We start from the raw sequence: 11,830 nt of genomic DNA on the forward strand, positions 1-11,830 counted from the left end.
TGGACTTATAACTTGATGCGGTCGGCAGCATCCCGCTTAGACTGGTCAATGATTTTAGCGTAAATCTGCGTAGTCTTCAGATCGCGGTGCCCCAGCATCTTGGAGACCGTGTAAATGTCCGTTCCAAGTGACAATTGCAGCGTGGCATAGGTATGGCGGAAGCTGTGGAAGGTAATCGGCCTTTTAATCCCGGCCTCCTTGACCCACTGCTTTAATTTTTCGTTCCAGTGAGCTGAATACATCAAGCCGGGTAGTACGGGCTGGTCGTCTGCCGACCGTTCTCCCAGCAACAAAACCGCTTGTTCCGAAACCGGCATGTATTCTACACCTTCAGTCTTCTCCTGCCGGAAATCAATCGTGTAGCCGCTTAGGGAATCATAGCGAATCTTTCCCCACGTCAGGGCTTCAATGTCGGAGTAGCGTAACCCTGTGAGAGCTGAAAACAGGGCCGCTTGTTTGAGTACAGGCAGAGCGGGTAAGTCTGTCTGCACAAGAGCCTGTAATTCGGCTAAGGTCAAATGCTCGCGCCGGGTCTCTTCGGGTTTGATACTATCTACCTTCGCGTTAAGGTCAGTGCTTATCAGCCCATCTTTATAGGCTTGTTTCAGGGCAGCCTTGAACTTGTTAAAATAACTGACCGTAGAGTTAATAGCCAGTGGCTCATTGTTGCGCTGGCTCAGAGCGCCTATCATGTAAGCCCGAAAATCCCGGCACTTCTTTGGCGTCAGACTGGATACCTTGAGCGAACCGCCTGTAAAGTCCCGTAGATAATGCAGGGCACTGTCCCAGCCGTCTTTATTGCTGCCCGTGCGCTGAGCGGCTAATCCTTCACAATAGGCCACAAAACAGGTATTCAGATTCTTTTTTGAGAGGAATCCATACGCTCCATTCTGGACCTCGATTTGCCGTCTGGCCCGTATGGTTTCAGCCAGGGCCAGCGTTTCGCTGTTCTGCTCTTTGTCAGCCGGGGTCTTTGGCCTATTGAATAGATACAACCCCAGAAACTCGCGCCGGGTCGATTTGCCCGTGTCGGGATGAGGAATAGGAGGGTAGTAGTCTAAGTACAGGCTGGTACGCCCGTCACTGATTGGCTTCTTACGCAGGTGGACTTTAATCATGGCTGCATGGGCGTGGTAGACAGTAATTCATCAATACGGACCTTTGGCACATAGGCATATGGGCCACTGTACCGCTTAGGTATCTCGTTGCGCTGGATTAGCGAATACAATGCTTTTTCGGAAATTCCGTACTTCTCCCGTATCTCTTTCATGGTGTAGCAATCGACCAGCGCAACCGGGGCAGGTCGGCTTTGCTGCATAAGTTCGGCGGGTCGGTCAAATAGCCGGTCAATGTCTGAGCGTCGAATTACAGTACGGCGGTTAAGTTTAACAAAGGGCAGTTCTCCCCGTTCGTTGAGCCGGTACAGACTACGGCGGCTAATCCGAATGAGCCGGGCTGATTCATCGACCGTCAGAAACTCATACTGGCGTAAATCTTCGAGTGGCTTCGCTTTTACCTGCTTCGTCTGCTCATTGCTCACCTCAACTTTTGCGGCTCGCTGACGAGCTTTGTAGGCTCGCTTGGCGCAGGTATCGCTACAGGTTTTTGTTACCGTTGTCCGGGCTTCAAATTCTTTACCACACTGCTGGCAGATACGTTTAACTCGAATGTTGGTGCTCATAATGTAAGTATTTGCCGGTTAGTGTCGTACACGGTATGAACGTGTCAGCTTGTGCCATAATTTCGCCTAAAAAACGGGCATCTACTAAAAGCCCGGTATGGAGATACAACGAAGGTACAAATATTTACTGAACAAACGAACACTATAACTTAATAAACTGATAGTATACAGAATAGAAAAATCCCATTATCAGGGCTTTAGGTACTATACAGTAGCAGAATGCAATCGGGTTAGTAAGTGCGGTTACTTTCCAATGCAGAATTTGCTGAAAATTGACTCCAGCAAATCGTTGGTGGTGATTTCGCCGGTTAACTCACCGAGGTGCTGCAGGGCCACACGGAGGTCCATCGCCAGCCAGTCGGGCGTAACGCCTGTATCCAGGCCGGTGATGGCCCGCACGAGTGCATCGTCTGTGCCAGTAAGGTGTTCGTAATGACGCGCATTCGTCACAACCGCACTGCCTGTCTGCACAGCGGCATCAGTACGCACGCGGGCCGAGAGGGCCGCTTTCAGTTCATCTAAATGCGTTTGTTGAGCGGCTGAAATCCAGGCTATTTTTTCAGTGGCAATGGTCTCCAGATGCTGCTTCCTGGCGTCTGTAATGGCATCGAGTTTATTCCCCACCAGCAGATACGGCTTGCCCGATGAGCGTATTTCAGCAATTGCCGTCTGCAAGTCAACAGGATCAACGTTCTTTCCATCAAACAGATAAATAACTAAGGCCGAATCGCGCATTTTCTGCTGTGTTCGCTCAATGCCGATGGCCTCAATCTGGTCAGTGGCCTGTCGCAGCCCGGCGGTGTCGATGAGCCGAAACCGGATGCCATCGATGAATAGCTCGTCTTCAATAACATCGCGGGTGGTGCCGGGGATATCGGAAACAATGGCTTTTTCTTCATTCAGCAGGGCGTTCAGCAACGTCGATTTACCCGCATTGGGCTTACCAACGATCACGGTGGGCACGCCGTTTTTTATAGCATTTCCGGTTGAAAATGAGTCAATTAAGGGATGCAATACCCGCCGAATATCCAGCATGAGTTGCCGGAGTCGGTCGCGGTGGGCGAACTCCACATCCTCTTCCCCGAAATCAAGTTCCAACTCAACCAAAGCCACAAAATCAATCAGTTGCTGACGGAGGTCCTTCAGTTGTCGGGAAAATCCCCCACGCAGTTGGGTGAGGGCGGCCCGGTGGCTGGCATCCGAATCGGAGGCAATCAGGTCGGCAACGGCTTCGGCCTGCACCAAATCAAACTGACCGTTCAGGAAAGCCCGTTGGGTAAACTCACCCGGTCGGGCCAGCCTCGCGCCCTCCTGCGAGAGCCGACGCAGAATCTGCTGGATGATAAACTCTGAGCCATGACACGAAATCTCGACAACGTCTTCTTTGGTGAATGACGTTGGCGCCCGGAAAACCGTTACCAGCACCTCGTCGATAATGCTTCCGTCGCCCGATGCGTTGGGTAGGCCGGGGTGGGGCCGATTTCGCAGCGTACCAAAATGGGCGGTGTGACTCGCCTGCCGGGTGAGGTCTTTCCCCCGAAAAATACGGTTAGTAATCTCGATAGCTTCCTCGCCCGACACCCGAATAACAGCAATGGCCCCGATTCCCGGCGCAGTAGCTAAGGCAGCAATAGGTTCTAACTGGTACAAGTTTGTGCTTTGAGGTTTGTAGAGACGTAACACCTTGCGTTTCTACAGGTTGGGAAAAATAGGCAGTCGACTAACTAACCCTGCCAATCGCTTTTCAACAGGCGCGTTTGGCAGGCCGAGCCAGTTGGCATAGTCATCGCCGAGGAAGAAACGCATTTCACCGACTGTGAGGTTCCGGAGGGTTTCGGTCCGGTCTTTTCGGTTTGCCTGCTGGCTGATCAGGCCCACGATGGCCTTCAGCAGCGAACGGGTCAGGCCTACGCCCGCTTCGGAGGGGGCAAACTGCCGCCGGGCAATGGTTTGGCTCAGCACGTAGGCTTCGCGGAGGTTTTGGGGCAGGAGTTCTTCGGTTACACCAATGAGGTAGTTAACCACGTTGCTGTGATGCAGGTAATCTTCCTCGTCCTGCTCCGTTACGGCTACGCCCAGTTTGCGTAATCCAAGCAGCACAATGTATGAAAAGGCCAGGTTCGTTCCCGCCATATCTTCCTGATTGACAGGGTAACCCCACGCCATCGTCCATCGGCTGCTGTGCAGCGAAAACCACCTTGCCCCCGCATGAATCAGGCGAATTTTCAGGGTTTTGGTGATGGCTTTCCCCGTAGCCCATTCGTTGGAATTATTGACAGCAAATACCCACTCACCGGTTTCCTGTAATCGGCGTGCGGTATCGTTTTTAATTCGTTCGGTTAACCAGAGCACCTGTACGCCATAGGCTCCCAGATAGGTGTAGGGCAACGAGAAAAACCCCAGTACTAACCCGATTTGCTGTGCATGTTTCTGAAAAAAAGCCATGCCCCGCTTCATTCGGGCTGGATCAGCCCAGGTGGGCAGGGCGGCACACGTCACAAAAAAATTCTGTACGGACGGATGCTGGCCAACGGTTGAACCATCGGCTGGGTTGGCCAGCCAGCCCATCAGTGAGCGCAACCCGGCGGGACCTCCGGCGTCAACTACCGCCGTAATGACTGCATCGGCAGGGGCATCGCCCTGTTGCCGGTAATGGTCTAACAACTGATTGGGAAAAGTGCGGGAAGGTTTAATCCGTGTTGGCATCGTGGCAGGGAAGTTCTAAACGCATAACGACGCGTAGAAGCGATTGGTTTACAGGTGAATCTGCAAACCGTCGTACCCCAGCCGAATGGTGGGAGGGAGTTCTTTCTCAACCTCGTTGTGCAGGCCAAGTTTATGGCTGATATGCACAAAATAAGTGCGGTCGGCTCCGATGCGCTGGGCTAAGGCAACGGCCTGGTCGAGGGTGAAATGGGAGATATGGGCCTGCCGCTGAAGGGCGTCGAGCACGAGAATTCGCGTCCCATAAACCTTTTTTAATTCGTCGTCAGCAATGTAGTTAAGATCCGTGAGATAAGTGAAATCGCCCACGCGGTAGCCAAAAACGGGCAGTTTGTGGTGCATTACCTCAATGGGTATAAATGGGATGCCCAGCACATCAAATGGCTCATTCTGAACGTTGTGCAGCCGAACATGGGGCGTACCCGGATACTTATGCTCGGCAAAGACATAGGCAAATTCACGCTGCAACTGCGCCAGAACAGTAGGGCGGCCATAAACGGGGATGTCTTTACCCGACTGGAAATTATAGGCCCGGATTTCGTCTAAGCCTGCGGTATGGTCTTTATGCTCGTGGGTGAACAGAACGGCATCGAGCTGCCGGAGGTTTAGCCGAAGCACTTGCTGGCGGAAATCGGGGCCAGTGTCGATAACGAAGCTACGGTCATCGATGGCAATATGCACGGACGTTCGGAGTCGTTTATCCCGAAAGTCAACCGAGCGGCATACCTCACAGGTACAGCCAATGAGCGGCACTCCCGACGACGTTCCCGTACCCAGCAGCGTGATAACCATAAAGAGCGAAACCGGGCCGCCGGTGCGGAGCGAATGAGCGAAAGGGTGTGGTCCGGTATTCCGGCTGACGCGTCTTTTTTCGCGCTTTCACCGCACCGGCGACCCGGTCTTTCATTCTTTCGCTCTTTAGTTATCCGTAAGTTGATTAACCACCTCCACCAGGCGGTCGAAGTTGAGAGGTTTCACTAATACATCGTTGAAACCGGCGGTTTTAAATTCTTCTTCGGTGTAGTTTTTGGCGTTGCCCGTGATGGCGACGATGGGTACACTCGCTTTTTCTTTTTCGGGTAAGGCCCGAACCCGCCGAACGCACTCCATACCGTCCATCAGCGGCATGTTGATGTCTAACAGGAGGATGCTGAAATCTTCTTTTTCCAGAATCTGCAACACCTGTTCGCCATTCTTAACGGCGGTGATGTCGTAGTTCTGGAATTCAAGAATTTTGCGGGCCAGATTCTGGATAACGGAGCTATCTTCGGCAATCAGGACGCGTTTGGAAGCTGACATAAGGCTTGTGGGTCGTATTACGTTTTAATGTGGTGAAATTATAGAGTTAAATCGGCAAACGCAAAAAGGCTTTTACGTCAACCGAAAATTACCACCCTAACCGAGCGTCGGCCCGGCCCCGGCTGAAACAGGAAAGGGTTATGCAACGGGGTAACGTTTAACTCCCCCTTCTGTTTCAGCCGGGGCCGGGCCGACGCTCGGTTAGGGAGGTAAAATTTTTTCCATTACAATAAATTCAAGCGGTTGGTTGGGCAACCCAAAATTTGGGTCGTTCGGGAAGGGTTTAACCTCACCGGTGGCCTGATAACCCCGCCGTTCATACCAGGCAATCAGTTCGTGCCGGACCGTAATGACCGTCATGGTAATGGCCCGACAGTGTCGGTCAAAGGCAATTTGTTCGGATGCTGCCAGCAATTGTTTGCCGATGCCGTTGGCCTGAGCGTCGGGCGAAACGGTTAACATGCCCAGATACAGGTCATTCGCTTTTTGTTCCAGATAAACACACCCCAGCAACTGACCTGCTTCTTCGTATTTCAGAATCCGGGCGTCAGTCTTTTGTAGCATCGCCCGCAGATTGTCCTGATTGGTGCGAATGCCACCCAGCAAATCGGCCTCAGTGGTCCAGCCTTTTTTTGAGCTTTCGCCCCGGTAAGCACTATTGACTAATGAATCTAATGCGGGAATGTCTGCTTCGGTGGCGGGAGAAATAAAAACCTGAGCCATGAAAAATGAGTGTTTTTGTCATCCCGACGAAGGAGGGATCCTGAACTGTATTTTCTCTAAGATCCCTTCTTCGTCGGGATGATAAAAACACTCGTTTATAGTGCTTTATTTACTGACTTCCCGAAAGTCTACCTGTTGAATCAGGGCGGGCGTTTCGGGTGTTAAGGTGAAAAATACGTCGATGTTGGCGGTTTCGCCTTCGAGCAGGAAATGGCCGCGTAGTTGATTTTCGGGTATTAACTCACCCACGCGCTCAATTTTGCCCGCTTTGGCATACAACTCCTGCACGGTTTTCCGGCGGATGGCAACGGATTGGTCGGGGAAGAAATTCTCGGCAAAAATACCGCTTTGTTCAGCGTTCGCCCAATTGGGCAGCAGCTTCACTAATTCAGCTTTACGTTGCGATAGAATACTGGAAACGGGTAGTTGGCGCGGTTGCAGTTTCCCGATGGCCACCAGCGTATCCAGCACGACCGGGTTAAGCGCACTCAACCCGGCATAAGTCAGGTTGCCATACGAAATTACCCCAATGCCGTAGTTTGGCAGGATAAACCAATTACTGCCAAAGCCGGGTAATCCACCGCTGTGGCCAACGCGCACCCTACCGGCGCAATTCTGAGTCCACCGCAGGCCGTACCCATACCCCGAAGTTTGGGGGCAAAGCTGGCCCGCCGAGTTTCTGACCTGTGCCTCTAAGGACGCAAACGTCCAGGGTCGCTGCATTTCGCGAATAGAACTTCGCTTTATAGGACCATTATCGGCATCGTTACGCGGTGGCCAGGCCGCCTGATGCAGCGCCACGTACTTGCTGAAATCTTCGATGGATGTGATTAAGCCGCCCATAGCCCCATGGGAACCGTCGTGGAGGAGAGGTTCTACCAGCCAACTGTTGTCCTGCCAGCGGTAGCCGAGGGCCAGTTTCTCCGCCGGAACGCGGGTGTATTCCCACTGCGTGTCGTTCATGCCCAGCGGTTTCAGAATCGTTTCAGTAATGTACTGCTGATAGGGTTTTCCCGCCACCACCTTGATGATGCGACCGAGCATCGCAAAACCGAGGTTGCTGTATTCGTAGGCAAAACTCGGTACATTGGCATTGGAGATACCACCGTTGATGAGGTTAGTCAGGTCCGCGTCGGAGTCGGCCAACTGGCGGTCGCCCCAGGGGTTATCTTCGGGAAAACCGGCGGAGTGCGTCAGCAGATTGCGGATGGTGATGGGGGGCGCGTCGGCGGTGAGGTATTTGTGCGATTTCAGTTCCGGGATGTAGTTCTCGGCGGGGTCGTCGAGCCGGAGTTTGCCTTCATCGCGGAGTTTCAGAACGGCCATTGCCGTTAAGCTCTTGGTCATCGACGCAATCCGAAACAGCGATTTCGGGGTAGCCGGTATTTTCTTCGCTACGTTCGCATAGCCAAAGCCGCCTGAATAGACCAGCTTGCCATCGAGCACGATGCCGAACGCCAACCCGGGGTACTGGTATTTCGTGGCCCATTGCTGATATAATTTCTCAACGATGGGGAAAGCCACTTCGAGCTTTTTGAGCCGGTCGGCGTCTGCAAAAGCGGCTGGTTGATAGGTCGTTACGTGCGCTACCGCGCCACCTGGCGTAGTGGGTTGGGAAAGAGCAGAGAAAGCAAAAAGAAGGAGAGCCGGCAGGAGTTGTTTCATAGTGGCCATGAAAGTTATTTTCAATCGTGCGAACTTAGCAAATAACCCGGTACAGTATTTCTAAACGTAGTCAGGTCATTAGTAGACTATAGCCTGCCCTTATGCCACACAGTTGAAAAATAGCCTACCGCTCTCGTTGGGATCGGTCAGCTAAAAAACGATTATTCTGAACCGGTTCATTTTGGTTTGCTCATCTACGGAAGGATAATGGTCTTCCTGTTTGAGTTGAACGGCAGATACATGTTCATACCGGTTTGCTGCTGAATATCAATCAAGCCGTTTATCGTTTCTACAGGACTTAAACCGATTTTTTCCCTTAACTGATTGGCGCTAACTCGTTCTGCTTCGGTTAGCGTATCATCCAGATAGCCGTACCTTTTTTCTTTACGATTACTTCGGACAGCGACGTACCAATCATCAATCATGGCGAATTCATAAGGGGACATTTCACCCGATTCGACCGCTTTTAACAGCTTAGGCCTGCTGTGAGGATATAAGGTATCCTGTGCGGCATATTTTTCGCTAATGGAATTATGGTGGCTCAAAATTACCGAAGCCCAAAGTCCGTTCCCAATAAGATTTTCTCCCGGATATCCGTAGGTTTTCATAATCTCATTAAGTTTCGCTACCTGCTTTTCACTATGAGGAGCGAATTTCTTTTCGGCATACCGATCCTGTCCTTTAGAACTGAACATAAACAAGGCACCAAAGGCCTTCCGCTGGTCTTTGCCAAACATTTTCTTTATCATGGCTCTAAGTTCGGGATTACTTCTTTTCTGATGAACCTCCCGGAGTGAATCGGTTTGATTCTCAATGTTTTTCCATTCAGGATAGCGTTTGAGTTTCTCAAGAACTTTATTCTTCCTGATCGATTTGATATCCCATCCACCGGAAATTCCTTTTTTTAAATAAGCAAAAGCATCGTTGGTTCTTCCCACATGCACGGCTAATTGAGTAGCCAGCTTATAATCTCTCAGAAAGATAAAATCATAATTAGCTGACAGTTGCTTATAAAAGGCCAACGCTTCTTCATACTTCTGGTTAGCAATCAGTTCCTGCGCTTTGGTAATAATGCGGTAATAGCCTGAATAATCACGTTCTGGCTTCAACGGTCTTGGCTGCGTTCCGGTTGCAGGCAACTGAGAAAAGACATAAAAAGGAAGGAAAAAGCCGACCAGCAACACAAAACGGTTCATTTTATACGATGTTTGCTGGTAGGATTCCGACCTGAGCCAATTCGTTGTACGCTGTTAAGGACTTTTAACAAGCTTAGGGATCATAAACACGTTCATGTAGTTTCTTAGCCTGCGGCTATGCGGAGTAACATGGCGCGGGCGAACCCGTCCACGATATAAAAAACTCCGACTCACTTCATCGCTTTAATCCACGCCCGAAGTAACTCCACACTCTCAGCATGTACTGTTTTGCGGCCGAGTTCGGGCATCATTTCGCCGGGGTCAGTCGACTGTAAGCGATACATCAGAATGGATTCATCCGGTTTGCCGGGTACAATATCGAACGGATGTCCGCCCGACCCGCGCCCGGCGGCAACGGGCGTTTTGAGAATACCCAATGCCGTTGGGTTTGTTTCCGACAGGCTCAGATTTAAACCCGACGTCATAGCCGGTCCGTTGGGATTATGGCAGTGAGCGCAGTTGATGTCGAGCCAGGCGCGTGCCCGGTCGTTGAGCGAGCCGGTTTCGGCTCTGTTCCAGACGGGCATTTTAGGGCAATCAGCTAAGGCGGGTAAGCCCGTCAGCAGCCCGGTTCGCTGCCAGTGGGTCAGTTGGTTTTCCGTCCTGGTAGCCCCGTCATACGCCGGAATGCCGTACCACAGTTCGCCATTGAGTTGCCGCACCGATGGCCCAATGGGCACCATGAGTTCGTTTCGATTGTGGCATCCTTTGCACTGGTTCAGGTTTGGGATGGTGTAGGCATGTTGGCGAACTTGTCCCCCAGTATCGACGTAACGCACGGTTTTGGTGTCGCCCGCCACCTCCAGCAGGGCATCAGTCTGTTCGTCGTTCCAGACGTAATCGAATGCTTTCCAGCCCTCCGGCTGATGGACCAGCAACCGCGTTTCGAGCAACCGACGCCCTTTTGCCGGGTCTCGAAAATCGTTCGGGTAATAGAAAGTTTTGATGAGCGTTGTGCCGACAGGGAAGTTAAGTACTGCCGTGTCGTTATACGCAACCGACTGACCGGCAGGTAGTTTCACGAACCGCAATTTCTCGGCATAATCCGAAAATAAGGGCGTATTGAGCGTGTAGGGCACGACCCCATCCACGGGTTTTTGTTCCGCTATCTTGCCGCTGAAAAAACCGTAGTCCGACAGTTTTTCGGGAACCGCAACCGTTTGCCAGCTAACTAACAGTAGCCAGGTGATGATGAGTAGCAGGGGCCAAAGCAGATAGGTACGCATTTGGTTAGCGGCCGTTGCCGGTGGTTGTTTTCAGCGGCTCCAACTGGCAGTCGAACGGGGCCGCATCGCGCGAAACGTTTTGGAATCCACGCCCGGCGTCGAGGTTGGCAATGCTCTGGTTTTTGTTGTTTCGGATGCAGATGCGCCGGTCGGGCAAGGGTTTTCCATTCTTGTCGAGCGTGGCGGGGTCAACGATGCCATCGTATAGAATGTGCGGAATATCCTCGTTGAACTTCAGGACCGAGTGGAACAGTTTTCCGAATCGACCGCGCGAGGTAGGCGGGCCGGGGTTGCGTTCGTAGCTATTATCATGAATGGAAATGCCGCCTGAAAACGGGTAATAGGCTTTGTCGGTGATGGGCCGCTCGGTGATCAGGTAGCTAATAATGCCCGTGCCTACGCTTTGGTTACGAATAAACCGATTGCCAAACACCTCCACGCCGTTTGCGGCCAGAATCAGCAGGCCGGTGCCATCCGATACACCCGCAACAATGTTACCCTCGGGCGCAAAATTTGGCAGGTTATTGTCGTGAATGTAATTGTTGAACACCCGGACGTTTCCGCCCTGTTTCTGCACCAGGTCGGGCAGGTCGAACACCAGCACACCACCCGTATTTTCGTAGGCTTCGTTGTCGAACACGTCGGCGTTGCGCGAGTTTTCAATCTCAATGCCCGCTACATTATGATGCGCTTTGCTGTTTTTGACGACAATTCCGCGCGATTGCCCCACGTAGATACCTGCGTCGGAGGCTCCAATGGCCGTGCATCCGTCAATGACTACGTTGTCGCACTGCACGGGGTAGAGGCCGTAGCCGCCGTTCCCGGCCTTCGGCGGCCCGGTCCACTCAACCTTCACGTTTCGGAACGTGATGCCCTTCACGTTCATGGTTTTGATGCCGTCGCCCTTTGTATTCTGAACGGTCAGATTTTCGATAACAATTTCTTCCGCATTCGATACGCGCAAACCCTCGGCCCCGTCGGTCTGGCCTTTAAAACTCAGCACTGTTTTGTCGATACCCTTACCCCGGATAACGATGCGTTTTTTATCTTCCAGCGAAAGGCTGCCTGTGAAGGTAAACGTGCCCTGATCGAGGTCGATAGTGCTGCCGTTCTCCGCCATAATCATCTGGGTCTGGTAGTGTTTCTGCACGTCGGCCTGCGCCCAGGCTTCAGCGCAAAACAGGCAGGTAATCAGGGTTAGCAGATACGATTTCATAGCTAAGAGGATTTCGGAAAAACAACCCCTAAAGATAACGCATATCAGGCGATTTTGCGGGGTGGCTTTGCTTAGATGTGGAAGAGGTTTTTCAGACAGG

Annotated in this window: 11 protein-coding genes; all 11 read right to left on the reverse strand. The window is 52.0% G+C overall.

Annotated features, from left to right (window positions below; all coding sequences use genetic code 11):
* Positions 1 to 5 precede the first annotated feature (5 nt).
* On the reverse strand, positions 6 to 1,118 hold the full coding sequence (locus ACYVI1_RS16310) for a tyrosine-type recombinase/integrase (protein WP_460911694.1): 1,113 nt from the start codon (positions 1,116 to 1,118) through the stop codon (positions 6 to 8).
* Positions 1,115 to 1,681, reverse strand: a complete 567-nt coding sequence (locus tag ACYVI1_RS16315) for a helix-turn-helix domain-containing protein (protein ID WP_460911695.1) — start codon at positions 1,679 to 1,681, stop codon at positions 1,115 to 1,117. The genes ACYVI1_RS16310 and ACYVI1_RS16315 overlap by 4 nt, the downstream gene beginning before the upstream one ends.
* Before the next feature lie 243 nt (positions 1,682 to 1,924).
* A complete protein-coding gene (gene mnmE / locus ACYVI1_RS16320; protein ID WP_460911696.1) occupies positions 1,925 to 3,331 on the reverse strand; it encodes a tRNA uridine-5-carboxymethylaminomethyl(34) synthesis GTPase MnmE in 1,407 nt (468 codons plus the stop codon).
* A gap of 42 nt (positions 3,332 to 3,373) precedes the next feature.
* On the reverse strand, positions 3,374 to 4,387 hold the full coding sequence (locus ACYVI1_RS16325) for an oxygenase MpaB family protein (RefSeq protein ID WP_460911697.1): 1,014 nt from the start codon (positions 4,385 to 4,387) through the stop codon (positions 3,374 to 3,376).
* A 48-nt stretch (positions 4,388 to 4,435) separates the two neighbouring features.
* Positions 4,436 to 5,197 (reverse strand): MBL fold metallo-hydrolase, encoded by a 762-nt coding sequence (locus ACYVI1_RS16330; RefSeq protein ID WP_460911698.1) that lies wholly within the window; start codon positions 5,195 to 5,197, stop codon positions 4,436 to 4,438.
* Positions 5,198 to 5,323: 126 nt separating this feature from the next.
* Positions 5,324 to 5,704 (reverse strand): response regulator, encoded by a 381-nt coding sequence (locus tag ACYVI1_RS16335; protein ID WP_460911699.1) that lies wholly within the window; start codon positions 5,702 to 5,704, stop codon positions 5,324 to 5,326.
* A gap of 201 nt (positions 5,705 to 5,905) precedes the next feature.
* Entirely contained in the window at positions 5,906 to 6,427 is a 522-nt protein-coding gene (locus tag ACYVI1_RS16340) for a GNAT family N-acetyltransferase (protein ID WP_460911700.1), read from the reverse strand.
* Between the two features lie 105 nt (positions 6,428 to 6,532).
* Positions 6,533 to 8,092, reverse strand: a complete 1,560-nt coding sequence (locus ACYVI1_RS16345; RefSeq protein WP_460911701.1) for a serine hydrolase domain-containing protein — start codon at positions 8,090 to 8,092, stop codon at positions 6,533 to 6,535.
* A 194-nt stretch (positions 8,093 to 8,286) separates the two neighbouring features.
* Positions 8,287 to 9,288 (reverse strand): hypothetical protein, encoded by a 1,002-nt coding sequence (locus ACYVI1_RS16350; RefSeq protein WP_460911702.1) that lies wholly within the window; start codon positions 9,286 to 9,288, stop codon positions 8,287 to 8,289.
* Between the two features lie 170 nt (positions 9,289 to 9,458).
* A complete protein-coding gene (locus ACYVI1_RS16355) occupies positions 9,459 to 10,514 on the reverse strand; it encodes an SO2930 family diheme c-type cytochrome (protein WP_460911703.1) in 1,056 nt (351 codons plus the stop codon).
* Positions 10,515 to 10,518: 4 nt separating this feature from the next.
* Positions 10,519 to 11,730 (reverse strand): parallel beta-helix domain-containing protein, encoded by a 1,212-nt coding sequence (locus ACYVI1_RS16360; RefSeq protein WP_460911704.1) that lies wholly within the window; start codon positions 11,728 to 11,730, stop codon positions 10,519 to 10,521.
* Positions 11,731 to 11,830: the final 100 nt, after the last annotated feature.

The sequence above is a fragment of the Spirosoma areae genome (assembly GCF_054781775.1).

Coding starts and splice junctions, on each gene's coding strand:
- ACYVI1_RS16310 (WP_460911694.1), bottom strand. CDS start 1,118: ATGATTAAAGTCCACCTGCGTAAGAAGCCAATCAGTGACGGGCGTACC.
- ACYVI1_RS16315 (WP_460911695.1), bottom strand. CDS start 1,681: ATGAGCACCAACATTCGAGTTAAACGTATCTGCCAGCAGTGTGGTAAA.
- ACYVI1_RS16325 (WP_460911697.1), bottom strand. CDS start 4,387: ATGCCAACACGGATTAAACCTTCCCGCACTTTTCCCAATCAGTTGTTA.
- ACYVI1_RS16330 (WP_460911698.1), bottom strand. CDS start 5,197: ATGGTTATCACGCTGCTGGGTACGGGAACGTCGTCGGGAGTGCCGCTC.
- ACYVI1_RS16335 (WP_460911699.1), bottom strand. CDS start 5,704: ATGTCAGCTTCCAAACGCGTCCTGATTGCCGAAGATAGCTCCGTTATC.
- ACYVI1_RS16340 (WP_460911700.1), bottom strand. CDS start 6,427: ATGGCTCAGGTTTTTATTTCTCCCGCCACCGAAGCAGACATTCCCGCA.
- ACYVI1_RS16345 (WP_460911701.1), bottom strand. CDS start 8,092: ATGAAACAACTCCTGCCGGCTCTCCTTCTTTTTGCTTTCTCTGCTCTT.
- ACYVI1_RS16350 (WP_460911702.1), bottom strand. CDS start 9,288: ATGAACCGTTTTGTGTTGCTGGTCGGCTTTTTCCTTCCTTTTTATGTC.
- ACYVI1_RS16355 (WP_460911703.1), bottom strand. CDS start 10,514: ATGCGTACCTATCTGCTTTGGCCCCTGCTACTCATCATCACCTGGCTA.
- ACYVI1_RS16360 (WP_460911704.1), bottom strand. CDS start 11,730: ATGAAATCGTATCTGCTAACCCTGATTACCTGCCTGTTTTGCGCTGAA.